The organism is Gilliamella sp. B3464 (assembly GCF_026536145.1).
Taxonomy (GTDB): domain Bacteria; phylum Pseudomonadota; class Gammaproteobacteria; order Enterobacterales; family Orbaceae; genus Gilliamella.
Genome location: NZ_JAFNOQ010000004.1, coordinates 54,012 through 80,261, shown reverse-complemented (window position 1 = coordinate 80,261; position 26,250 = coordinate 54,012). Strand labels below are relative to the sequence as shown.

Genomic DNA, 26,250 nt, shown 5'->3' with positions numbered 1-26,250 from the left:
TATATCTTTTATCTCGACATTTTGTCATCTCAATAGCAAAACGAGAATGACCAGAAAAAAAGTCGTACTCTAACTTGATTTAAAGTAGGTCAAGTTGCTTAATTCACGCAACTACACGGCTGAGTTTTGCCATTTCAAATGCGAATAGATTATCAATGTAGTTAAACAACGCAACAATAGATAAATCATTACTAACCAGCAAAGCACTTCTAGTCGATAATTTAATGCTTTTTTACTTAGCTTATCATAGACGATGATAAGCTTAATATGATAAATTTGTCATCCAAACGAATTCGAAAAATTAACCTAATATAGATAGTATTTAAAATAATCAATCTTATCGAGGTATACGTGTCACGATTTTCCCGTTCATTATGTCTAGTTTTGATGATAACCACAGCATCTAGTTATGCTGATATGAAATTATCCATTAAAGGGTTATCAGGAGAACTGGCTGATAATGTCGATGCGCGTATTTCGTTAATTGAGTCCAATAAAATTAATAATACGCCCAATTTTAAACGTTATTTTGAAAGTGAAGTTCAAAAAGCGCTACGCGCTTTAGGTTACTACTCCCCTACTTTTGACTATGACGAACAAGATCCTAAAGTCTTAAAAGTAAAAATTACACCAGGTGAACCCGTCATTGTTGAACAACTCAATATTAATATCACGGGTGAAGGTCAACATGATGAGGATTTTAAAGCGTTACTTAACAATAATCTGCCCAAAATTGGCGATGTGCTCAATCATGGTATCTATGAGTCATTCAAAAAAGCATTACTCAATTTGTCGCTCGACAAGGGGTATTTTGATGCCAATATGACTAAACACCAATTAGCCGTCTCAAATTATGAACATCAAGCTTTTTGGAATATTGATTTTGATACGGGTCAACGTTACAAATTTGGTAAAGTTAGCTTTCCCGATGCCAAAATTCGCAACGATTATCTAGCTAACATAGTGCCATTTAAAGAAGGTGATAGGTATACTGCCGAGCAATTATCGTTATTGAATCGGCGTTTAAGTTCAACTAACTGGTTCAATTCAGTTGTTGTGACCCCCGATTTTCCTCACTTAACAGCAAATAAAGAACTCCCGATCGTTGTCGCAACGTCACCTCGTAAAAAGAATAATATGGACTTAGGACTGGGTTATTCAACCGATAATGGCGTTCATGGAAAAATTGGCTGGAATAAGCCGTGGATAAATAGTCGTGGGCAAAGTTTTCAAAGCAATCTTTCGTTATCGTCACCAGAACAAACAATATCCATGAGTTATAAAATTCCCTTAAAAAAATCTCCATTAGAACAATATTACACGATCCAAGGTGGTTACAAAAAAATTGATAATAATGATACCTACTCGCGCTCTTATACCTTTGGGGTACTACGAAATTGGGATCATTTTGAGGGTTGGCAAACGGCTTTAGGTTTGAACATGTTGCGAGATAACTTTACCCAAGGTGATTCAAGTTATAAAACCTTTTTATACTATCCTTCTGTGAGTTTATCGCGAATTCGTAGTGATGGTAATTTATTAGCCATGTGGGGCGATTCACAACGGTATTCAGTTGAAGCGGCGGCAGATGCATTGGGTTCAGATATCAATTTAGTACGCTTTCAAGCGCAACAAACTTGGATCCGGTCATTGCAAAAAACACATCGATTTATTGCTCGAGGTAATTTTGGTATTATTCAAGCGAGTAATTTTGATAGAGTACCGCCATCGTTTAGATTCTTTGCTGGTGGTGATCGTAGTATTCGTGGCTATAAATATCAATCTATTTCCCCTGAAGATAAAAAAGGCAAGTTAAAAGGCGCCTCAAAGTTGATCACCGGCTCAGGTGAATATCAATATAATGTAACAGGTGCATGGTGGGGAGCTGTATTTGTGGATACGGGTGAAGCAATCGATAAAGTTGATAAAGCAAAATTCTATACAGGTACAGGTGTTGGCGTAAGATGGGCATCTCCTGTTGGTCCGATAAAATTAGATTTAGCCACCCCATTAAATAGGAAAGATAAAGGCTCTATTCATCTCTATATTGGTCTAGGAAGTGAATTATAATATGGCAGAAAATTCTATTAATTCGAATCAATCTAAAGCCTCGCATAACCGACATAAATGGAAAAAGCGTAGTGTTGTCATATTGTCTATTTTTATCTTCTTGATAACATTTGTCATTGTCATGATTTACACCAGTTTAGGCGTAAAATTGACAATGTTTGCGCTAAATAAATTTTTGCCTGAATTAAAAATCGAACAGGTAGACGGCACTTTTCATAATTTACATATCAAAGGGCTTTCTCTTAATTTGACTGGTGTTAATGTGTCAGTTGATGATGCATCACTTGAACTTTCAGGTTCATGCCTGATTCAAACAGTAGTGTGTTTAAAACATTTTAATGCTGATGGAGTCAATGTTAATGTTAATACGCAAGAAATTGAAAGCTCACCTGACGAAGTGGTTGATAATACCTCGCGTTTTACAATAAAAACCCCCTTACCTATCAAATTACAATCCACTCAACTCAATAATGTCAAAGTGAGTGTTGATGATATGCAATTTGGTCTATCAAGCTTTAATGGTAAAGCAACGTGGGTCAATGAAAAAATTTATGTTTACCCTACTACTGCAATGGGACTTTATGCGATATTTGCTGATACACCTTCAACCCCGATGCCAGCGCAAAAAAATGAAACCAGTTTAGCTATTAATGAACAGATTAATCAATTATTTAATCAACCGCTAATAAGTTCATTACCTCAAGTTAGTATTCCTTTAGATATTAATGTAACGAGTTTATCTGGAAATGATTGGTTGTTACATATTGGAGGTGAAGATTATCACTTCAATCAGGTCACAATAAATACCGATATGGTAAACAATCACATTGTTGTAAAAAAAGTAGATACAGAGATTAAAACCCCTTATGCTAATGGTCACGCCTTAGTATTGGGTGAAATTACTCTCGGTAATGATTGGCCAATTGTTGCCTTAGTCAAAGCTGATACCGAGCAAAATCATTTTAATGGTCAATTTTCTGGAAAATTACTGGGTGAATTATACACTCACACTCGCTTAGATGGGCTAAACCAATTTGATCTTGATGGCCATATCAATTTTATCGAAAAATATTTACCAGTAATGACCAAACTTAATGGTAAACACATTCAATGGCCAATTGAAGGGACAGCCCAATATCAACTTAACGATTTTAATTTAACGCTGGGCGGTAACGTTCAGCAGTATGATTTAACAGCAAAAGGATCGGTAGCCGGCGAAAATATTCCCGCAACCACATTCGATGTGGCCGGTAAAGGTACAAATCAAGATGCAACTTTAGATCATAGCAGAATTAAATTACCGCAAGGCAACATAGACCTTGCTGGTCACATTAGTTGGCTAAAAGCGTTGCAATGGGATACTAATATTAAGCTTGATCATGTCGACATTACCAAAGAACTCCCTGATTATCCGATTTTATTAAATGGTCAACTTAAAACAAGTGGAAGCTTAGAAGGTGATAATTGGCAAGTGAATATTACCGATCTACAACTCAAAGGTAAAATAAAACAAGCTGATTTTGCAGCTAATGGTAATATGTTTGTTGATTCGAATCAGTCTTTATCGGCAAATAATCTCGCTATTATGTGGGGGAAAAATCAAATTAGTGTTGATGGTTCAACCCAAAAAGCGAATTTAAATGCCAAACTGAATTTAGCGTCGTTAGGATTACTGTTCGATGATATACAAGGGGCAATTGTTGGTAATATCAGAATGAATGGAACAAATGCAAATCCCATTGTTGACTCGAATTTGACTGTCACTGCATTAAGTTTAGGCAATATGTCCATTGCTAAAGCAAACTTAGCCGGAAAAATTCAATATCAAAATCAGTTAAGTGGTCAACTGAAACTAATTGGTGATAATATCCAATTAGCAAGCGAAACAATAAAAAAAGCCAATATCGAACTGACAGGTAACGAAAAGAAACATACATTAACGCTGGCGCTTGATGGACTTCCAGCATCGTTAAAGACAACCTTAACAGGTCAAATTGATAAAGATCATACTAAATGGACCGGAAATATTGCTAATGCACTGTTAAATTTAGATAATAATAACCACTGGCAGTTAACCAAACCGATATCATTATCTTATGATGTCACCAATCAGATCCCAACAATCGGGGCGCATTGTTGGCGTAATAATTATTCTAACCTATGTTTAGACAAACCATTATCAATATCAGCCAATAGCTCAAGCACAATTTCCCTTAAAGACATTGATTTGGCTAAATTACCGATACCCAATGAAGGGGATACTAAAATTACCGGAAGTTTAGATGGAAGAGTCGATATTAAGTTCAATGACAATAACAAAATTCCATCCATCAAAGCCAACATAAATAGTAATAAAGTTTATGTACAGCAAAATATAGGTAGTCAAACTTTACCCATCCCTTTTGATTTATTTAACATTAATGCTGAATTTAATGAACAACAAGCAAAATTAGATTGGCGTTTTAGTTTAAAGCAACTAGGTAAAGTAAGAGGTAATTTGATAATTGATGATCCAATTAATCAGAAAAAACTAGGTGGCCAATTAATTATTGATAATTTGGCATTAGCTATACTCAACCCATTATTGGATAAAAATGAATATGCTAAAGGCGCAATTAATGGTGCCGTAAAATTTTCCGGTTCGCTTATCGATCCGTCTTTAACGGGTGACATTAACCTAAAACAAAGTGAAATCAAATCTAATCAGCTACCTGTTGATATTAATTCCGCTATGGTAGATATAAAATTAAATGGTAAATCATCAACATTAAAAGGAATTTTAACGACACAAGCCGGTAATATCAATATTAATGGTCATGCTAGTTGGCTGAATTTAAATAAATGGCAAGCTGAAATCACTGTCAATGGCGCAGCAATGCAAGTCACAGTGCCACCAATGATTGTGATGAATGTTGTGCCTGATATTAAAATTAATGCCTCTCAAGATGAATTAACGTTATTAGGTAAAGTCAGTATTCCAAAAGGTAAAATTACCGTTGATTCACTGCCACCATCGAGCGTGGATGTATCGTCTGACGAGGTCATGCTGGATAAAAATCGTCATCAGATCGAGCCACAAAAATTTGGAATGAAAATCAATAGTCACCTAGATATCGAAATTGGTGATGATGTTACCGTTGATGCCTTTGGTCTAAATGCTTCATTAAAAGGTAATTTAATCGCTACTCAAACAAATAAAGGATTGGATTTGCACGGTGAAATTCATATTCCAAACGGTCGATTCCATGCTTATGGGCAAGATTTAATCATTCGAAAAGGTGTCATTACCTTTTCTGGACCAACCGACCACGCTATGCTTGATGTTGAAGCCATCCGTAATCCGGATTCAATGGACAATAATAAAATTACGGCTGGCATTCGTGTTACTGGCTCGTCAGAAGATCCGAAAATCGAAGTGTTTTCAGATCCGGCAATGTCACAGCAAGAAGCTTTGTCATACTTAGTGCGAGGTCAAGGGCTTGACAGTACTGATCAAAGTGACAACGATATGATGACAGCGCTATTAGTGGGGATTGGTACATCGAAAACAGGGAAATATATTGGTGATATAGGGAATGTTTTTGGCATCAAAAATTTGACTTTAGATACACAAGGGGCAGGTAATAGCTCTAAAGTAGTTGTAAGTGGCTATATTTTACCTAACTTACAGCTTAAATATGGTGTTGGTATTTTTGATTCGCTAGCCACTTTTACTTTACGTTATAGATTAATGCCAAGTCTCTACTTAGAGGCTACATCAGGACTTGCCCAAGCACTCGATCTCATTTATCAGTTCGAATTTTAGAATTAACTAATAAAAATAATGTTAAGTTAATAATACTATTAATTAATAAGCGAAAGTCAGTGTTTATGAAAGCGTGGATTGATTGTATTTTACTGCAATGTTGCTAATGAGTAAAAGCGAGCAGACCCCATGCTAAGCAGGGGGGCATTAAGGCGATTATTGTTCTAATTTTCCGTCTTCGAAAGGCGCATATCCAATACCTCTTTCGATGTAAGCATCTTTTACTTGACGGCATGGATAGGTTTGTCTAATTGTTTCTTCTAATTGAATTCCTTTTAAAAAATCTGAATTTTCAGCCTTAACTTGTTCTAGTTTATCGATGCAAGCATTATAAGTAGTCACAAATTCTGTATTGTTTTGAGTATAAAACTTGACAAGCTTGTTATGTTGATTTTGCCAAGCGTTATTCCAAGCAACTCTACACACCGCTAAAAGTTTTAAATCGTCAGCACAATAAATGGGCTCTTTAGCTTTAATTGTTTGCAGATCGTCGTTAGCTAATTCTTCAGTTGCTTTTTCTTGTAATGCTTCTTGCGCGATACTACAATTAGAAATAGTTCGTTTATCTAACTTACATAATGATGTCATTTTAGTTTTAAGTTGATCAAAGGATAATTGTTTTAACTCTTTTTTACCTTCATCAACTTTTTCTTTAAAAATAGTTTCCCATGCAACACATTTAGGATTACCGCTTGTACTTGAAAATAAAGCTTTTTTACATTCATCAATCTTTAAATACTCATCAATAACGTCAGTCCATGCCAAGCCATTAACTTGTTTTTGAATATCTGCCATTGCGGAATCAATGGCTTGTTTTTGCTCAGCTTCTTTACGCTGTTTCTCTTGTTCATCTTTTAATTGTTTGTCTTTTTTAATAGCACTTTCTGCCGCCAAACACTCTGGATTATTACTGACTTTTTCAGCAGCATTTTTATCTTTTGCCATAAAAGCTTTTTTAAAATCTTGGGTGCATTGTTCAAGTTTTTCGGTTGCTGCATCAATATTTTTTAGAAAATATTCTTCATTTTTTTCTTCACAACCAGCTAAAGCCATAGCGCCTATTAACACCAGTGGTAATAGTTTAAAAGTTTTCATGTTTTCTCCTGTTCAACTTAAGTTGTACTTTCCTTATGTTATTAAAAAATAATCTATTCTTATATTTCAAGATATTATATCAATGAGTTTATAAATTTTAGTAAATTGTTGAATTATTCGTTACCGTATTGACTTATCTTATTAATTACAAGATGATTGATAATAAATGATTATGACAATTTTATCTACTTAGCATAACTTATCATTTATAGCCAATTAGCATTTCTCGCTTTACCCCAAATCCTTTTTGCTTATTAACAACAAAGCCAGCACTCAGTAAATTACGGCGCACAAAACCCGCTGCGGTAAACGTTGCAAAACGTCCACCTGAGCGAGTTAGCTTATAGCAAGCCTTAAACAAGGATTCAGACCACATGTCGGGATTTTTAGCCGGTGAAAAACCATCAAAAAACCATGCATCAATTAAAATATGTTGTTTAGTTAAAAATGTTGCAAATTGTGCAACATCATCATAACAAACCGATAAATTGACATCTTGACTTAATAACGTCGATTGACTCAAATGCTCGCGCAATTTTTTTGCTAATGGCGCTATAGGATGATCTTTTGCAATGACACTATTGTGTATTTTTTTCATTTCATCCATCGATAATGGATATTTTTCGACACTAAAAAATTGCAATTTTTTTAGTGGGTGATCGGGGTTGTGCTTTTTGAATTGTAAAAAATGATGCCATAAAACTAAAAAACTCAGTCCTGAACCAAAACCGGTTTCACCGACAATAAATGTGTGATGATTGTGTTGTAAAAATCGCAAATTAAGCTCATTGCCTTCAATAAATACATATGTTGTTTCAGCAACCGCACCATCAGTATTGAAATATACATCATCAAAATAACCAGAAATTGCTGTATTATTGTCCCAAATAATTGTCGATTTTTGCATAAATACCCTTAATGTGTGAAACAGACAAGCTAACTGTATATTAGCCTAGATTAAGTATATAATACGCGCATTAAACTTATGAGGTAAATTATGGTTTTTCTTTTTCGCTTAATTAGTGTAATAGTTATAGGGATTATTATTTGTGTCTTAGGCATAGTTTTTTGTCTATTTAATCCACGTAATCCAAAAAATATTGCTCGATTCGCTCATCTTTTTAGCTTCTTTTTTAAACCAATCTTAGGGCTAAAAATTGATACACGTAAATATCCTGATATCGAAAAAATAGGTAGTTGCGTCTATATCGCCAACCACCAAAATAATTTTGATATGATTGTTGCAGCCGATATTTTTCAACCTAAAACAGTTACAGTTGGTAAAAAGAGTCTTGCTTGGATTCCTTTTTTTGGTCAGCTCTATTATCTCACCGGTAATATTCTAATTGATCGCAATAATAAAACTAAAGCGCATGATACGATTGCATTAGTTGTTGATGAAATAAAAAAACAAGGCATCTCAATTTGGATGTTTCCTGAAGGTACCCGTAGTCAAGGTCGTGGCTTACTGCCATTTAAAACCGGTGCATTTAAAGCTGCGATTGCCGCCGGTGTGCCAATTGTGCCTATTTGTGTTTCTGATACCAATTCGATTAAATTAAATCGTTTAAACAACGGCCATATGATTGTTGAGATGCTTGCACCGATCGAAACGAAAAACCTACGAAAAGAGGATGCTCGCACTTTAATGGAACAGTGCCATCAATTGATGAGTGACAAAATCGAACAAATCAATATGCAAGCCAAGCAACAAGATAATCAAAAATAATTTATGACTAAACAAGACCGTAACTTTGATGATATCAGCGATAAGTTTGCACAAAACATTTATGGCACAACAAAAGGAAAAATTCGTGAAGCGATTGTTTGGCAAGAGCTAGTTAAAATCTTAACATGTTACCCTGCCAATCAATCATTAAGAATTCTTGATGCAGGTGGTGGACAAGGGCAAATTGCTTGTCGATTAGCCCAAATGGGACACCAAGTCACGCTTTGTGATATTTCTGAGCACATGTTAGCTTTAGCCAAACAAAAAGCCCAAACTGAAAACCTTACGTTGAATTTCATCCATAGCTCAATTCAACAGCTCAGTAATTATGTTCATGAACAATTTGATCTCGTCATTTGTCATGCTGTTTTAGAATGGGTGGCAGACCCTGTTGAGGTCATAGCATCTTTAAAAAAATACTTAAAACCTGAGGGTTATCTATCTTTGATGTTTTATAACCTTGATGCATTACTATTTAAAACGGTCACACTAGGCAATTTTGGTTACACCCAAGCAGGTCTTCGTAAACGTAAAAAAAAGACGCTCTCACCCGATTATCCAAGAAAACCTCATGATGTCTACACTTGGTTAACTCACCTTGGCTTTGTTATTACCAATAAAACAGGAATTCGAGTTTTTCATGATTACTTAAACAATAAATCCAAAGCTGAAAGTCATTTTGATCAATTACTTGAGTTAGAAAAACAGTATTGCCAAACTGAACCTTATCTGAGTTTAGCTAGATACATTTTGATAAGTGCAAAATTAAACAATGACCAATAAGTTATAGATAAAATATAGCCTTCTATCAGGCTATATTCATCTTCTAAAATAAGTAGCATTATGCCTTTACAATTAATAAAGGTTCTGTCCGCACTGCCTAACAACAATTGGTATTGCTTTCGAAATTTCAATTTGTTCTTTTACTTCGACTCATCTAATCAGCAGTTAATTAGCCAACAAGCGTACTCTATAAATTTTACACAAACAATCAAGATTGCACGATAATTAGCCTTAATTAAAGGCTTTAGCAATGATAGTCAAAAAACTAAAAAATTTACGCAAAAACATTCTACTTGTTATCATTTTGGTGGCAACGTTGAACAAGTTTGGTTAACAACGCTTAAACAGTTGCTGAATCGACATTCATAAAAAATCGATATTAAAAATAATACAACGCTTTTATAGGCAGGCAATGTTTGCTTTGACAAAAGCTGGGATTAGCGCTTTAACCGTTATTGATACAACAAATTCTTTTGTTGGTATTATTAATTATGATGTTATTTGAAAATGGCTCAACGGTTATCTCTGATTTACGCCATAAATACGTTTAAAGTGGCATATTAACTGACTGCATTATCAATAATAACCAATATACTAATGCCGTCATAGCACTGACAAAACACTATAGAACAAATCAAATTACCGCTTTGCTAGTACTTAATGATCAGCAAAACAAGTAGAAATACTTGATATTTCTAATATCGAGTATAAATTACCCCATTTAGTTAGTTAAGTGGTCAATTGTTCTGTACAATTTAGTTACTAATGCTCAATGATGACTTTAACTTAAATGATTACTCGAAAATTTTTGCATAAATCGGTATCATAAGTAGATTAAATAGATTAGTTAAGGAAAATGATTATGATCGTAGTAACGGGTGGCGCTGGGTTTATAGGAAGCAATATTGTTAAAGGATTAAATAATCAAGGATATCAAGATATTTTAGTTGTCGACGATTTAACCGATGGAACTAAATTCGCAAATTTAGTCGATTTAGATATTGCTGACTATATGGATAAAGATGAATTCATTTCAGCTATCATTGCGGGAGAACAGCTCAATATTGAAGCGATCTTCCATCAAGGTGCTTGTTCATCAACAACAGAATGGGATGGCAAGTTTATGATGGAAAACAACTATGATTATTCGAAAGATTTGTTACATTACTGTTTAGATTTCAATATTCCTTTTTTATATGCATCATCTGCGGCAACTTATGGTGGACGTAGTGATAACTTTATTGAAGATCGCTGTTATGAAAAACCGTTAAACGTCTATGGATATTCTAAGTTTCTTTTTGATCAATATGTAAGAAAAATCCTACCTGATGCAACTTCACAAGTGTGTGGTTTTCGCTATTTTAATGTTTACGGACCACGCGAAAATCATAAAGGCAGTATGGCTAGCGTTGCTTTTCACTTGAACGAACAAATCCATAAAGGTGAAAAACCGAAATTATTTGTTGGCAGTGATAATTTTAAACGCGACTTTATTTATGTTGGCGATGTAGTTGATGTCAATTTATGGTTTTGGAAAAATAATATCTCTGGGATTTACAATTGTGGTACAGGCCGCGCCGAGTCATTCCAAGCTGTCGCAGATGCGGTATTAAGTTATCACAAAAAAGAGGAAATTGATTACATTCCATTTCCTGATCACCTAAAAGGACGTTATCAACGTTTTACACAAGCAGATTTAACTAAGTTTAGAAAAACGGGTTGTCCAATTGATTTTAAAACAGTAAGTGAAGGGACAACTGAATATATGCAATGGCTTAATGAGCAATAAAGGAAGTCAAATGAAAACGTTGATAATTGGCCCGTCTTGGGTGGGTGATATGATGATGTCACAAAGCCTATATCGAACTTTAAAACAACTTGATCCTAGCGTTGAAATCGATGTCATGGCACCCGCTTGGTGTCGAGCATTACTGAATAAAATGCCAGAAGTAAATCAATCGATTGCAATGCCTTTAGGTCATGGTGAATTTAATCTTATGCAACGTTATCATTTAGGTAAAGAGCTACGTAATAACAATTATGAACAAGCTTTTATTTTGCCTAATTCGCTTAAATCAGCATTAATTCCTTTTTTCGCCAAAATTCCTAAACGAACAGGTTGGAAAGGTGAAATGCGTTATGGATTATTAAATGACTTGCGCAAATTAGATAAACCAGCGTTTCCACAAATGGTCGAACGTTATGTTGCACTTGCTTATCCTAAACAACAAATTCATTCAGCACAAGATCTGCCTAAACCATTATTGTGGCCAAAATTAGAGGTTAGTCAGGAGGATATAACCAATACTTTAACCCTGTTCAATATTGCAAACGATGAACCTTTAATTGGTTTTTGTCCTGGCGCTGAATTTGGACCGGCTAAACGATGGCCCGATTACCATTATGCAGCACTAGCCGATATGATTGTAAGCCAACATGCTAAAATTTTAATATTTGGTTCGGCAAACGATCGGGAAGTTGGAAATCAAATTATGGCCAAAATGACGCATAGTGATCAATGTATTAATCTTGCTGGCGAAACACAGCTTGAGCAAGCAATTAATTTAATTGCAGGCTGTAAAGCAATTGTTACTAATGATTCTGGTTTAATGCATGTTGCTGCCGCATTAGATCGGCCTTTAGTGGCGCTTTATGGGCCAAGTAGTCCTGATTTTACGCCACCTTTATCCAACAGAGCAGAAATTATTCGATTAATCACCGGATATCACAAAGTACGTAAAGGCGATGGCGATCAAGGGTATCACCAAAGTTTGATCGATATAAAACCCGCTCAAGTGTTCGAAACGTTAATGAATCTCATCGTACGTTGTGAAAAAGAGTAACTAATCATGCGTGTACTTGTTGTTAAAACCTCTTCGATGGGGGATGTGCTGCATACACTACCTGCACTAACTGATGCAGCAAATTGCTTAACTGATGTTACTTTTGACTGGGTGGTAGAAGAGAACTTTGCCCAAATTCCCAGTTGGCATTTTGCGGTAGATACAGTTATACCAGTGGCAATCCGACGTTGGCGCAAAAATTGGTTTGCAAAACCAATACGGCAAGAACGTCACGCTTTTATTGAGCAACTTCAACAGAAGCAATATGATGCAATTATCGATGCACAAGGGCTTATTAAAAGTGCGTTTTTGATTACACGCAAGGCTAAAGGCATTAAACATGGCTTAGACCGTCAAAGCATCAAGGAGCCCATAGCGAGTTGGTTTTACGATATAAAGCACCACATACCCAAGCAAATGCATGCAATTGAACGTGTTAGAATGTTATTTGCCCAAAGCCTTAATTACCCTACTCCAACCCTCACTGGCGATTATGCTATTGCTCGCCACTTTCTAAGTACTTTACCGAGTGATGCAGGACAATACCTTATTTTTTTACATGCTACAACGCGGGATGAAAAACATTGGAGTGAGGAGCAATGGCGAGAATTAATCAAACAAATTGAGCCAACAGGTTTAAAAATTAAATTACCCTGGGGGGCACCACATGAACAACAACGAGCAATTCGCCTTGCGCAAGGTTTTAACCATGTTGAAGTGTTACCAAAACTCTCATTAAATGATATTGCGACCATTATTGCAGGTGCTAAAGCGGTTGTTTCGGTTGATACCGGATTGAGTCATCTAACAGCAGCGATAGATAGACCAAATATTACGCTATTTGGTCAAACTGATCCTAAGTTAATTGGTGGTTATGGCAAAAATCAATACAGTATTATTTCGCCAGAAAAAAGCATGAAAACAATCACTGCACAGCACGTTTACCAAAAATTGACTGATTTGTTATAAATGAGTCAATCCATCATTGCTTAACTAAAAAGGGATAAAATTAATGAATAATTATTGTGAATTAATTCGTGAAAAATATGCACAAATTGGCAGTAATGAACTTGGTTACATTGAAGATGCGCTAAGTGCTGTTATGCAAGCACTTGATGAAGTAGCCAGCAACCAACTTGTCCCTAAAGAGTTAAGAGATAAAGCGGCTTACGCAGCCGCAAATTTACTAATTAGCGACTTTAATATCACATAGCAGTGGGTAAATTGATAATAAACCGTGTAGATTGTTCATCAGACTCGACATAAATAGAGCCTTTATGCGTTTCAATTATTGATTTTACAATTGCTAATCCAATACCCGCTCCAGAAGCATCATTTCCATTACGATGACGAGATTCATCTACACGATAAAACCGGTCAAAAAGATGAGGTAAATGCCGGCTATCAATTTTCTTACCTGGATTAGAAATGATGATCTTTACACGTTTATCGGTGACTTGACTTAAAACAATTCTGATAATTTGATTTTCAGGCGTATAACGAATAGCATTGGATAAAATATTACTTATTGCTCTAGCTAGCATCATTTTATCACCTTGAATATGCGCACAATTACCTTCCAGATTAAAAGCAATATTCTTTTCATCAGTAAGGGGTTCAAAATATTCACACATTAAGCTGAGCATATTATGTAAGTCAATATCGATTAAATTTGGCACTAATTGACGATTATCAGCCTGAGCTAAGAACAGCATATCCGATATCATTAATGACATTCTTTCATACTCTTCTAAGTTAGAATATAAAATTTCTCGGTATTCTTCAGTTGATCGAGCATTATTTAACACGATTTGAGTTTGCGTAGTTAAGTTAGTAATGGGTGTTCGCATTTCATGCGCAATATCAGCAGTAAAATTACGCTGACGAAGAAAAACATCTTCCATTCGACTAAGCATATTGTTAAATGCGCGTACAAGGCTGACGTATTTGATAGGAACAGTCGAGGTTGAAATTCGATAATTAAGGCTTTTCATATTAATACGCTCAATTTTCTTAATTAAGCGATTAATCGGCTTTTGAGTGTAATATATCGAAATGATTGATCCAATTAGCGCAAGCACACATGAGATTGCAATAAGTAAACCAAGCCCATTTCTTAATCGATTAATAAATTCTAATTGTAAATCACGACCAACAGCTACAATAGTCGTATATTGATTATGTGGTTCAACCATAACGCGTGAAGCGGCGATTCGATAAGATGATTTATCCATATTGGATATTGCTGTCGTATGCTCAGTGACTATCTTTTCAAATTCATCTGGTTTTAGAGCAAGCATTAAATTAGGACCACGTGTCCGATATAATATTTTACCAGAATCATCAATAATATAGACAAACAGATGATGATGACCTGTCAAAATTAATAATAAATTTTGAAAAAACTCATCACGATTATCATCAGGAGAATAATAAGTAAGCTCTCGTTCAATAGAAGAAATTACCGAATTCAATTCAGTGACATTTTGTTGAATCGAAAATTTTTCAAATGAACGTTCGATCAAATAACTAAAACAATAAAGTAACCCACATGTCAGTAAGCACACAATTAAGGGCAAACGAAATGAGATAATTTTAATCCGCTTCATCCAATACATCTAATTTATATCCCATTCCACGCACAGTATGTATTAATTTGGGTTCAAACCCAGCATCGATTTTATTTCGTAATCGCCTAATTGCCACATCTATCACGTTGGTGTCACTATCAAAATTCATATCCCACACTTGTGAAGCAATAAGCGATCGAGGTAAAACCTCGCCAGGATAACGTAAAAAATACTCCAGTAATAAAAATTCTTTATTAGTTAATTCGATTCTTTTATCCGCTCGCGTAACTGTGCGCTTAGGTAAGTCCATCACCAAATCAGCAATGGTAAGTTGATAATTGTTAACTTGGGGAACATTACGTCTTAATAATGATTTGACCCTCGCCAAAAGTTCAGCAAACGAAAATGGCTTAACTAAGTAATCATCAGCACCTAAATTAAGACCTTTAACTTTATCATCAACACTACCCATTGCGGTAAGCAAAATAATTTGTGTATCTTTGCCTGCCTCACGTAAAGATTGGACAATTTTCCAACCAACGATATCGGGTAACATCACATCAAGTATGATTAAGTCATAATCTTCGGTCATAGCACGATGATAACCATCTAAACCATTATCGGTTAAATCAACAATAAAACCAGATTCAATTAAACCTTGGCGTAAGTATTCGCCTGTTTTATGTTCATCTTCAACAACTAACAATTTCATTTTGAGTATTTCCTTTATTATTTTAGTTGATTATCGAAATTGCATAATGCTGTAATAGGATATATGAAAAAACCAAATGACATCATGACAAATTAATGACTATATTGTAATTTTTATGTCACTAATTAGTTTGTTTGTCTCTGTTATAGTATGCACACAATGATTCATGAGGCTAGACATTATTGTTTCATTGTTTTATTTCCTTTCATCCATTCCTTGCAATTTAATGCAGCCCTAGTTTATCTAGGGTTTTTTTTTATTAATAATAAAGAAAATAGCGTTCTGTTAACCAAACACCGATTCTTGCCTTGAAAGGTATGTGTTATTCTAACAAAATTAAAGCATTTTGGGTACGCAAAGAACTATTTTTTCTGTAGTACTACGCCCATTTCTATATGATCGGTATATGGGAACTGATCAAACATAGCTAAGTGTTTAATTTCATGTGTTGCGATAAGTTGTTGCAAATTTTCTTTTAAAGTATAAGGATTGCATGAAATATAGATGATTGTAGCGTAGTTTTTAAGATTATTGATAGTGCCTTGGTCTAATCCACCTCGTGGTGGATCAACTAAAACGGTCTGGCACTGATAACTGTCTAGATCAATGCCTTTTAATCGATTAAATTCACGCTCTTTTCTAATTGCGCAAGTAAACTCCTCGGCAGATAGTCTGGCTATCACTAAATTATCAATTTGATTAACCACAATATTATGTTGTGCCGAATAGACCGAAGCTTTGGCAATTTCTGTCGCTAAAACTTTACGAAAGTTTTGTGCTAAAGCAACCGAAAAATTACCATTACCACAATAAAATTCAAGTAAATCGCCAGATGAACCTTTAGTCACTGAAATTGCCCACTCTAACATTTTGATATTAACTGCGGCATTAGGCTGAGTAAAACTATTTTCAACTTGACGATATTGAAATGTTTTATCCAGCACTGGCAAAACTTCATCCACATAATCAACATCAATTGAAATTTTTTGATTACTTGAACGCCCCACTAAATTGACATTAATTCCCTGATCGGCTAATTGTTGCTTTAACAATCTTGCTTGAGCAATCCAATTTTCATCGAGTTTTTTATGATATAACAACGTAATTAATAGTTGGCCACTCAACGTGGAAAAATAGTCTATTTGAAAAAGTAAATGACGTAATGATTCATTGTACTGTAAAAGTGGTAAAACAGCTTGCATGGCTTGATTAATAAGCTTTGTTGCAATAGGAAAGCTATCGATGCGAACCCGTTTCTTAGTTTTTTTATCATACATAATATGATAAAGATCTTCACCATTATGCCATATTCTAAATTCAGCACGCATCCGATAATGACTTACTGGAGAAGAATAAACTTTCAATTCAGGTAGCACAAAATCGCTAAAAAGTGTTTTTAGATTATTGATTTTGTTTTGTAATTGTCGGTTATATTGATCGTTGGAAAAACATTCAGTCATCTTCATTAAGTCATCGCTATTAGGGTAATATGATAAAAGAAATACTGCTCATCATCGAATAACTAATCAACTACCATAAATAATTCAATCAGGTGATTAATTAAAAACGCGATTTAAAAGCAGTAATAGTATGATTTAATAAAATCCTATTAATCATAACATATACATGAAGGCTGTTATAACAATAAACACATTATTAGCCTAGGATTTAGACATTTTACTTAAAATTTAATATAAATTTTTGTTATATATAAAACTGCATTGATTGATCTATCCGTAATAAATCATTTTAAATTCAAACTCTTGAATTAGATTTTTCTTTAAATATCGCATCGACTATTTTTGATACATAATCCTTTGTATGTTTTTTGCACTCTAAAAATTGCGCCAGTTCGCTACGCTCTCTGGAGGCAATTTTTATCATTAATCCTTTTCCTTAAACTGCTGCTTGTTTCACGCTCATTACATGATCTGCTAACGTTCTTAATCGCTAGCAAATCATCAATTACGCATGATATATAACAAACTATTTTTCTTCTTCAGATAATAACTGTTTTAGCTTTCTCTCATACCAATCATGGTAAGATACGGGTTCAAACGACCAACTGTTAGGAATTTTGAAGCCACTATCGGTTACAATTAAATTAGTTATATCTAAATTTATTAAACTTTTTAATGGCATGCCCGCATTTAAAATTGCTTTATTTCCTAGCATTTTATATCGTTTTACTCGCACATTTAACGGTAAATCTAACTCTTTTAACGACAAATAAAGCGATACACCATAAAGCTGGACAAACATTCTTTCACGATAAAAATAAATATTATCAAAACGCTCACTCTGTTTTAATTTTTCAGTAATGTTCATTATCCTTTTATGACCTTCTAAAACGTTATACAAGCAACTCTTGCGCTTGTTGTTGTACTCCAGGAGGTATCAACGTCACCATAATTAGAATGAACATTAAATACAAGCCCCCCCGTAGTTTTATGATTAACTACGTAGTCACCGGTATACCAGTTACTGCCTGTATAATACTCATTATTTACCATCCCCCATTCGTTAAATAACCCGCCAATCCAATGCTCATTCCAATAACTGATTCTTCGTTGATAAACATTACCTTGACCAGGTAACCCCATCGCCAATCTCTCACCAGATACAATATCCTTACCGTTTGCATTCGTTAAATCAAACACTTCAGGAAGTTTATAATTCCCCCCCAAAGTACGACAAAAAGCCTGACCATCATCAAAAAAAGTATTATCAGTACTTGGTTTTACTAAGTACCAACGCCAAATGGTAAATTGATAGATTAGATTAGTTTTACTTTGATCGCTATAGAGTTTAAATGTTGAAACTGAAAACGACTTATTTGGCGAGTCTATAGCAGGTCCTTTCAATGTAATACGTACCGCATAATCACCTTCGCGACTGAGTGATAAAGAAATTCCAGTACCCGATGAAGCATTGACTGTATTACTATTTATTGCAATAAATTCATTTGCAGTTAGACCTGCCAATTGCATAATAAAAAAGAAATTATTAGAACCGGTTGTTGGAAAATTACTTGTGGCATCATTAATATTTTGCGGTTTAAATCCTCTATCCGGATCCCATTGCTCAGGGGGACCAGCATAATTGCCATTTTCATATATATCTCCTGGTTGACTTCCTTTACCAAAAACTAAATGAGGTTTTAAATAACACGCTTTTTTTACATTCGGAATAATGTAATAGCTATGACTTCCGCCCTTGAATGAACTCATATCCGGTATGCCATAGTTAGTCAATAACGCGCCATCATCGGCACTAAGTGTTAATTTATAGGGGGATTTACACGCATCTAACTCACTATTCGGATTCGATTTAATATTGTCTGTTATATCGACACCTTCAACATCCTCCCACTTTGCTTTCAAATAACCCGTGACAGTAGAAAGCTTATCCCCATCTGCATCACGCCAATAATTATTTGCTACTATTGCATTGGCTAACGGCATTGATGGATAACTAGTAAAAGGTAAATTGGTTTTGATATCAGCAAATGTTGGTGATGGTTTATCTATTACTATTGGAGTTAAAGAAGTTGAAGTATCTTCCAAAACGGATATTGCCTGATTATTCGGTAATATTAACGATAAGAGTGGTAATACCGTCGTTGAAGTTGTCTTTCCCTCATCAAAACTGATATAAGGACTATTACCATTTATTACCTGTGCTGTTTGTGTCGTTAAAGCATGTACCGGCTTTATCGATACCACTGTAAACAACACCGACAAAAATAGAGTGTATAAACCTGTTTTTACTATCCCCTTTCTTAAAAACGCTTTGAATAAGGAGATATGATTAAGCTTATTGATATAGAATAAATAAAGAGATGAATTTGAAAATGGATTTTTGTATAAAGAATGAAACTCTTGATAACAATTACTATCACTATTAACTAATAAAAACGATGCCCGATGCCCGATGCCCGATGCCCGATGCCCGATGCCCGATGCCCGATGCCCGATGCCCGATTAAGACCATATTTTAACATATTTTTACCATTCCTTGTAGCAGTATAACGGGTATTTTTTTGAAATTATTCAACAATATATACTGTTAAAAAAAATAACTTCAATAACAATATTACGCTAATCGAATAATAATTTAATAATATACTAAATGATATGAATTTTTTTGTAATGTGTTTTTCCGTAAAGTTTTGTAAGGCGTTGATGACGCTTAAAGGTACACGTTGATGGACTGCAAATTATTTATTTTCCGTTCAACCATTAAGCATTGCTACGCTTTTATTGATTGTAGTTATAGGGATTGCCGCTATAATGTGTAACAAAATTTTAGATAAAAAAGATCATTATGACCGCACAAACTTTTTTAGATTTAGGATTAGATGAGATCTTAATCGAAAACCTGCAAGCACAAAATATTCATACACCAACAGCCATTCAGGCGCAAACTATTCCTGCCGCACTCGAGGGTAAAGATATTTTAGGATCTGCACCCACAGGTACCGGCAAAACATTGGCTTTTTTAATCCCAGCGGTGCAACATCTGCTCGATTTTCCTAGACGTAAACCTGGTCCACCACGTATTTTAATTTTAACACCAACTCGTGAACTTGCCATGCAAATTGCAGAACAATCGAAGCGCCTAACACAATCAACGCATCTGAGCACTGCGACAATAACCGGCGGTGTGGCTTATATGAATCATGCTGAAGTGTTTAGCAAAAATCAAGATATTGTGATAGCGACAACCGGTCGATTATTACAATATATCAAAGAAGAAAATTTTGATTGCCGCGCTGTTGAAATGTTAATTTTAGATGAAGCTGATCGTATGTTAGATATGGGCTTTTCACAAGATGTTGAAACCATTTCGGCAGAGACGCGTTGGCGTAAACAAACACTTTTATTCTCGGCAACGCTTGAAGGTGAAGGATTGCATAACTTTGCCAGCCGTATCTTAAATGATCCAATCGAAATTAATGCCGATCCTTCACGCAAAGAGCGCAAAAAGATCTTACAATTTTATTATCGAGCCGATGATTTAACGCATAAAGTGGCTTTATTAATCCATTTATTAAAACAAGACGAGTTGAAAAAAACCATTATCTTTGTGCGTAAACGTGAACGTGTGCATGAATTGGTGACTTGGTTACATCAAGCTGGCATCAATAGTTGTTACTTAGAAGGTGAAATGGTACAAGCCAAACGCAACGAAGCAATAAAAAGAATGAGCAATAATACCGTTAATGTATTAGTGGCGACTGATGTCGCTGCACGCGGTATTGACATTGATGATATTAGCCATGTGATTAATTTTGACGCCCCTAAAACAGCGGATGTTTATTTACACCGCATTGGTCGTACGGCTCGTGCTGGCAAAAAAGGCACGGCGATAATGCTAATCGAAGCTCATGATAATGAGTTATTGCAAAAAATTGAACGTTACATTCAAGAACCGATTAAGTTAAGAACTATTGATGAATTGAGACCGAAAACCAAAGCCCCTAAACGCGTAACCAAGAAAAAGCCATCACAAAAAGCAAAATTAAAAAGTGAAACTAAAAAACAAGATGCAAAAAATAAAAAAATAAAATTGCGCCATCGTGATACTAAAAATAAAGGGAAGCCGAAAAAATCAATAAGTAATTTCGAACAAAAACAACAAAGTTAATAGTTTGAACTTATGAAATCAATTGCTTATAACGAATTGGACAAATAGCGTTAATTGCTATAATAACTCCCGTTGCTTGATTTATATTTTATTTGTTAAGGAGAAAATTATGACATTAGTCACTCGCAAAGCCCCTGATTTTACTTCAGCAGCTGTTTTAGGTACTGGCGAAATTGTAAACAATTTTAATTTAGCTGATCATATCAAAGGTAAATATGCAGTTGTATTCTTTTGGCCAATGGACTTCACTTTTGTTTGCCCTTCAGAAATTATTGCTTTTGATCACCGTTTAGATGAATTTAAAAAACGTGGAGTTGAAGTAATTGGTGTTTCAATGGACTCTGAGTATGTTCACAACGCTTGGCGTAATACTCCACAAGATAAAGGTGGTATTGGTGAAGTCAAATTCCCAATTGTCGCGGACATTAAACATGCAATTATGCAAGCATATGGCGTTGAACATCCTGAAGCTGGTGTTGCTCTACGTGCGTCATTCTTTATCGATAAATCGGGTATTGTTCGTCACGAAACTATCAATGATTTACCAATTGGTCGCAATATTGATGAAATGATTCGTATTGTTGATGCTTTCCAATTCCACGAAGAACATGGCGAAGTTTGTCCTGCACAATGGACAAAAGGTAAACAAGGTATGCAAGCTAATCCAAACGGCGTTGCAAGTTACCTAAAACAACACGCTAAAGAAATTTAATTATTACATTATCGTTCTAACGTTTTATTCAAAAGCTTTGCGTTAACCGGAGTTTATCTCCGGTTTTTTTATCTATTATTTTATTGTAATTTAGAATTATCAAAGCATAGTTTATGCTGAACGTTTTAGTTTTTTTATATGATAAATAATTGGATAATTCAACTTATCGATAAGTAGGATCGCAACAGTGGGGTTTATGTTCTAGTAATGAAATCAATAACAGGCATTGATTAAGATTGATAATATTGCATCACATCGTCATATGTAATCCAACTACTCCAATAATGATGATAAGTAAACCAAATAAACGTTGCATATTTTTAGGTTCATTAAATAAAAATATATTGGCTAATACTGCACCAGATGTTCCAAGCCCTACCCAAACAGGGTAAACAATACTTAACTCAAGATAATGAAGTGAAAAATAAAATAATACAAAAGAGATAAAAAAACCGCCCCAATAGGCAATTAATCTTAGTATATTTTTTTTCTCTGCATAAAGCTTAAGCCCCACTGCACCTACAACTTCAAAAATCGATGCAGTCAAAATTAACAGCCAACCCATGAATACTTATCTCCTACTAATATCCTTATTGTTAACTATCAGTACGTTTAAGTTGAATAACACCAATAATAATTAAAGCCACAAAAAACACGTGAAGCAATGTGATATGTTTATCAAATAATAACACATCAAAAATGGTTGCACCGACTGCACCAACCCCTGAAAAAATTGCATACACAGTACCTGTAGGTATGGTTTTGCAGGCATTTGTTAAAAACGTAAAATCAACAATAAGTAAAGTGATAATGATAAGCCAATGCCATAATTCGGTTGCGACACTGAATCCAAAGATCCAACACAACTCAAAAAAACAGGTAAGCACGACAAATGCCCACTCTTTATTTATATTAGACATAGCTACCTCATTGCTATCATCAACTCTTTTTATCATTATTTAGTTTTGCTTTTTCACCGAATTTGTATCGTAGAAAACAAAAGATGGTTCGCAAACCAAGAAAGTTGCCACCAAAAGAAATTAGTTAATTTGTTAAAAAAGACAAAGCCTGTTTTATACTGAAATGTATATAATTACTTAAACTTTTTTACAAAATTCTATTATAAATTGTTTATAATAAAATAATTCTACAACGAAGAAATAGAAATTGCAAGGTTAAAATCGTTTATTATTCAATAGTTCAAGCTTTCATGATTAGGTTAGTTTTGCATGAATTATTACAATAACGATATAATATTAATGCTGTAACATCTTGAGATTAGCTATGAAAAATTCCGATAAAATGAAAAATACAGGGCCAAAAGGACTTGAAGCCCAAGCAATGGTAATGGCAGCGATAGATTTTATGGAGGAAGTTGGCAATTCCGCTTTTAGTGTACGTAAACTTGCCGCCAAAATTGCTTGTGATCCAATGTCACTACAGTATCATTTTAAATCAAAAAAAGGACTGGAACGGGCAATGGCTGAAGAATTAACCCGTAGAATATCAACTATTGATAACAGCATGCCTTGGGATGAACGCCTTCGACATTTAGCTTATCAATATCGGCAAATAGCTCTTGCCTATCCAAATAGTTTTAAATTAATGCAGCAGTTTTGGAGTACAGGACTTGCCGATTATATTCGAGCTGAATATGTTTGTCAGGCGTTAACGGATGCTGGCTTTAATGATAATCAAGTAACCCGTTTTTGTTTAGGTTATTACGCTTGTATTATTGGGCTTGCGGCTTCTGAAGCGGGGGGATTACTTCGCCCTGCTGATGATGCAGATCTTAATGACATTGAAAATTTGCCTCAGCAAGGTTTTACATTGACAAAAAAATTAGCTCCTGCATTTCAAGCTGTTGAACCCGGTCAAGTATTTGCTTTTACCGTCGAGCTATTTTTACAAGGCATAAAAAAAGCATTATAAATAAAACTATCGCTGAGCAATTGATCATGTCCAGCGTATGAAGATAAAAGCAAACTTACTTAAAATGAAAGATTTGTACCAATAAATAACGTACGACCAGGTTCATTATAAGTTGCTGCACCCGCACCACGAACGGTTATCACGCCATTTTTTGGATTTTTTAGAGATGATGAATTACCCTCTCTAAATAAACGTTTATTAAAGAGATTATCAACACCTGCAGTTAGGGTAAAGTTTTTATTAAATTGATACTGACCACTAAGATTCAAAATTGCATAAGGGCTTAGTTGATGAGTTGAAGTATCGGTTACTTTATCCCCAAGATAGTCATATTTTTTCGGTTTTTGTTTACCATACCAAGTTAATGCTGTTAAAAATGAGAGTTGTTCAGTCACTTGCCAGTCAATTGCTGAATTGAGAGTATACTTTGGAATGATCGATAAATAATCCCCTGTTTGTTTATTTTTTGACTGTAACATCCATGTAAGATTATTACGCCAATTAATGGTTGATGTAACCGGCACCGTTAAGCTACCCTCTAAACCTTCAACCACGGCTTTAGGTACATTTTGCCATTGAAAAATATTCGAATTTTTGAAGGCGTTTTTTCCACCATCAGCTTGACCAATTGATCTGATACCTGAATCAATTTTATCACGATAATCATTACGGAAATAAGTCATACCAGCAATAAGACCGTCATTATGAAATTCTAAACCTATCTCTTTATTTACACTAGTTTCAGCTTTTAAATTATTATTACCAATTAGATAACAACTACCGCCAGCACCATAACACCCTTGTCCTCGACTATAAAGTAGATAGTTAGGATTTGATTGATACAAGTTTGGAGCCTTATAAGCTCGAGCAATACCTAATTTTAAGGTAAAATAGTCACCTAATTCTTGAGCTAAATTCAAACTTGGGCTCCAGTTGCTACCCGAGTCACTTTGGTGATTATAGCGTAATGCAGGTGTTAACATTGTTGTTTGGGTTAACTCAATATTGTCTTCGACAAACATTCCCCATAAATTAGCTGAACTTTCCACGCTTCGATTTTTATCTTTAATCCATGGTACACTGCCGCCTTCTTCTGTGGATTGAGTATTTGAAGTAGGATCTTTCATTTTTTGATGATTATATTCAGCTCCAATGGTAATGGTTTGCGGCACAACAATAGTCAACGGTAAATTGGTTTCATTATGTAAGGTAATATTATCATATTTGATCGTTGAAAAATCGCCATCATCAAATCGACCTTCTGTACCACCAGCCAAACCTTCATTTAAACGACTGTTGCGTGTTTTTTCTACTTGTACATAAGACATGGTATTGACACCATTATCCCAATAGCCTCGATGGGTTAATGCATAATTTTGTCGATACATTCTATTCGTTTCATCATTGTAAAAACGACTTACTAATGGATTTGGGTTATTATTTTGTGTATCACCCGCATAAATATTACCTTGACGACTCACACCAGCTTCAAATTCCAATGATTGCTGTTTGCTAATATCCCAACGTAGTAATCCATTTAGATCTTTATTACGTACCCCTTCACGCCCTGCACTAGTAGAATTAGGATTAATCTGATGTTTTTTATTGATATCCCAATCATCAGCCTCGGTTTTATTAATATTCCCATATAAACGCATGCTTAGATCATCGGTTAAACCACCAGTTAATACAAAGTCGGTTCGTTTGGTTGCTCCCTCTTCGCTATGAGATGGTAAATTGATATAGCTGTTTAACGCGCCATGCCATTCATTGGTTGGCTGTTTAGTAATAATATTAATCACCCCACCGGCAGCTCCATCACCATAACGTGCAGCAGCTGGTCCACGAATAACATCAATCCGCTGAACAATATCAGCAGGTACCCAGTTAGTATCACCACGTGTATCACGCTCTCCTCGCCATCCATAACGAACTGACATACGACTTTTTACCGGTTTACCATCCACTAAAATAAGGGTGTTTTCTGGTCCCATGCCACGAATATCAATTTGACGATTATTACCACGTTGACCACTGGTTGAGTTACCAGTCAAGTTAACACCAGGCATGGTACGAATAATTTCAGAGAGATCATTTTTGGGAGGCATTTTACTGATATCTTTTTCGGTAATAACTGAAACACCTAGTGCTTGCCTAGTTTGTTCTGCTGCTGTAACAACCATTACATCATCACTATCATTATTTTTGTTGGTTGATGACGGGGTATTGTCTGCGTAGACATTATGACAAACAAAGCTAATTAAAACCGTCAATAGATAAGTCGATTTACGTTTTAAAATCATGTATTTTATTTCCTAAAAAAATGGGAGAGTTAATTAATAATAGTTAT

22 protein-coding genes are annotated in these 26,250 nt (G+C 34.9%); 11 read left to right on the top strand and 11 right to left on the bottom strand.

All coding sequences use genetic code 11. The features are described from left to right. Positions 1-387 precede the first annotated feature (387 nt). Together J3U57_RS05695 and J3U57_RS05690 are read left to right on the top strand one after the other, a co-directional pair. Entirely contained in the window at positions 388-2,070 is a 1,683-nt protein-coding gene (locus tag J3U57_RS05695; protein ID WP_267344383.1) for an autotransporter assembly complex protein TamA, read from the top strand. Between the two features lies 1 nt (position 2,071). Then, positions 2,072-5,875, top strand: coding sequence for a translocation/assembly module TamB domain-containing protein (locus tag J3U57_RS05690; RefSeq protein ID WP_267344368.1), 3,804 nt, complete (start codon positions 2,072-2,074; stop codon positions 5,873-5,875). A 156-nt stretch (positions 5,876-6,031) separates the two neighbouring features. Here J3U57_RS05690 and J3U57_RS05685 read toward each other — a convergent pair whose 3' ends face one another. Together J3U57_RS05685 and mnmD are read right to left on the bottom strand one after the other, a co-directional pair. Then, entirely contained in the window at positions 6,032-6,970 is a 939-nt protein-coding gene (locus tag J3U57_RS05685) for a hypothetical protein (RefSeq protein ID WP_267344369.1), read from the bottom strand. Between the two features lie 202 nt (positions 6,971-7,172). Then, complete coding sequence (mnmD, locus tag J3U57_RS05680) at positions 7,173-7,877, bottom strand: tRNA (5-methylaminomethyl-2-thiouridine)(34)-methyltransferase MnmD (protein WP_267344370.1); 705 nt, start codon at positions 7,875-7,877, stop codon at positions 7,173-7,175. Between the two features lie 90 nt (positions 7,878-7,967). Here mnmD and J3U57_RS05675 point away from each other — a divergent pair, with 90 nt between their 5' ends. The 6 genes from J3U57_RS05675 (at position 7,968) to J3U57_RS05650 (ending at position 13,538) form a co-directional block, all read left to right on the top strand. Continuing rightward, on the top strand, positions 7,968-8,699 hold the full coding sequence (locus J3U57_RS05675; protein ID WP_323849449.1) for a 1-acylglycerol-3-phosphate O-acyltransferase: 732 nt from the start codon (positions 7,968-7,970) through the stop codon (positions 8,697-8,699). A 3-nt stretch (positions 8,700-8,702) separates the two neighbouring features. Next, positions 8,703-9,482: a tRNA uridine 5-oxyacetic acid(34) methyltransferase CmoM gene (gene cmoM, locus J3U57_RS05670; protein WP_267344371.1), complete on the top strand. Its 780-nt coding sequence runs from the start codon at positions 8,703-8,705 to the stop codon at positions 9,480-9,482. An 862-nt stretch (positions 9,483-10,344) separates the two neighbouring features. Further along, positions 10,345-11,271, top strand: a complete 927-nt coding sequence (rfaD, locus tag J3U57_RS05665) for an ADP-glyceromanno-heptose 6-epimerase (RefSeq protein ID WP_267344372.1) — start codon at positions 10,345-10,347, stop codon at positions 11,269-11,271. Between the two features lie 10 nt (positions 11,272-11,281). After that, positions 11,282-12,325: an ADP-heptose--LPS heptosyltransferase RfaF gene (rfaF, locus tag J3U57_RS05660; protein ID WP_267332560.1), complete on the top strand. Its 1,044-nt coding sequence runs from the start codon at positions 11,282-11,284 to the stop codon at positions 12,323-12,325. 6 nt (positions 12,326-12,331) lie between these two features. Then, complete coding sequence (gene rfaC / locus J3U57_RS05655; RefSeq protein WP_267344373.1) at positions 12,332-13,294, top strand: lipopolysaccharide heptosyltransferase RfaC; 963 nt, start codon at positions 12,332-12,334, stop codon at positions 13,292-13,294. A gap of 43 nt (positions 13,295-13,337) precedes the next feature. Further along, positions 13,338-13,538, top strand: a complete 201-nt coding sequence (locus J3U57_RS05650; RefSeq protein ID WP_267344374.1) for a YaeP family protein — start codon at positions 13,338-13,340, stop codon at positions 13,536-13,538. Here the strand turns inward: J3U57_RS05650 and J3U57_RS05645 are convergent. The 6 genes from J3U57_RS05645 to J3U57_RS05620 form a co-directional block, all read right to left on the bottom strand. Then, a complete protein-coding gene (locus tag J3U57_RS05645; RefSeq protein ID WP_065635100.1) occupies positions 13,531-14,934 on the bottom strand; it encodes a heavy metal sensor histidine kinase in 1,404 nt (467 codons plus the stop codon). The genes J3U57_RS05650 and J3U57_RS05645 overlap by 8 nt on opposite strands. Then, positions 14,921-15,607: a heavy metal response regulator transcription factor gene (locus J3U57_RS05640; RefSeq protein WP_065635101.1), complete on the bottom strand. Its 687-nt coding sequence runs from the start codon at positions 15,605-15,607 to the stop codon at positions 14,921-14,923. Before J3U57_RS05640 ends, J3U57_RS05645 begins: the two co-directional genes overlap by 14 nt. Positions 15,608-15,969: 362 nt before the next feature. Beyond that, positions 15,970-17,067 carry a tRNA (uridine(54)-C5)-methyltransferase TrmA gene (trmA, locus tag J3U57_RS05635; protein WP_416379655.1) on the bottom strand — a complete coding sequence of 366 codons (1,098 nt, stop codon included), beginning with the start codon at positions 17,065-17,067 and terminating at the stop codon, positions 15,970-15,972. 295 nt (positions 17,068-17,362) lie between these two features. After that, complete coding sequence (locus tag J3U57_RS05630; RefSeq protein WP_267344378.1) at positions 17,363-17,491, bottom strand: hypothetical protein; 129 nt, start codon at positions 17,489-17,491, stop codon at positions 17,363-17,365. Between the two features lie 102 nt (positions 17,492-17,593). Then, entirely contained in the window at positions 17,594-17,935 is a 342-nt protein-coding gene (locus tag J3U57_RS05625; protein ID WP_267344379.1) for a hypothetical protein, read from the bottom strand. 17 nt (positions 17,936-17,952) lie between these two features. Beyond that, positions 17,953-19,332 carry a hypothetical protein gene (locus J3U57_RS05620; protein ID WP_267348215.1) on the bottom strand — a complete coding sequence of 460 codons (1,380 nt, stop codon included), beginning with the start codon at positions 19,330-19,332 and terminating at the stop codon, positions 17,953-17,955. 601 nt (positions 19,333-19,933) lie between these two features. Here J3U57_RS05620 and srmB point away from each other — a divergent pair. Together srmB and J3U57_RS05610 are read left to right on the top strand one after the other, a co-directional pair. Next, positions 19,934-21,256 carry an ATP-dependent RNA helicase SrmB gene (gene srmB / locus J3U57_RS05615; RefSeq protein WP_267344804.1) on the top strand — a complete coding sequence of 441 codons (1,323 nt, stop codon included), beginning with the start codon at positions 19,934-19,936 and terminating at the stop codon, positions 21,254-21,256. Positions 21,257-21,365: 109 nt separating this feature from the next. Continuing rightward, a complete protein-coding gene (locus J3U57_RS05610) occupies positions 21,366-21,968 on the top strand; it encodes a peroxiredoxin C (protein ID WP_267332554.1) in 603 nt (200 codons plus the stop codon). Positions 21,969-22,218: 250 nt separating this feature from the next. Here the strand turns inward: J3U57_RS05610 and J3U57_RS05605 are convergent, their stop codons facing one another. Both J3U57_RS05605 and J3U57_RS05600 read right to left on the bottom strand, forming a co-directional pair. Next, positions 22,219-22,533 carry a DMT family transporter gene (locus J3U57_RS05605; protein ID WP_267344805.1) on the bottom strand — a complete coding sequence of 105 codons (315 nt, stop codon included), beginning with the start codon at positions 22,531-22,533 and terminating at the stop codon, positions 22,219-22,221. 31 nt (positions 22,534-22,564) lie between these two features. After that, positions 22,565-22,888 (bottom strand): DMT family transporter, encoded by a 324-nt coding sequence (locus J3U57_RS05600; RefSeq protein ID WP_267332552.1) that lies wholly within the window; start codon positions 22,886-22,888, stop codon positions 22,565-22,567. Between the two features lie 364 nt (positions 22,889-23,252). Between J3U57_RS05600 and J3U57_RS05595 the strand changes: the two genes are divergently transcribed. Continuing rightward, positions 23,253-23,900 (top strand): TetR/AcrR family transcriptional regulator, encoded by a 648-nt coding sequence (locus J3U57_RS05595; RefSeq protein ID WP_267344807.1) that lies wholly within the window; start codon positions 23,253-23,255, stop codon positions 23,898-23,900. Between the two features lie 59 nt (positions 23,901-23,959). Here the strand turns inward: J3U57_RS05595 and J3U57_RS05590 are convergent, their stop codons facing one another. After that, entirely contained in the window at positions 23,960-26,203 is a 2,244-nt protein-coding gene (locus J3U57_RS05590; protein WP_267344809.1) for a TonB-dependent siderophore receptor, read from the bottom strand. Positions 26,204-26,250: the final 47 nt, after the last annotated feature.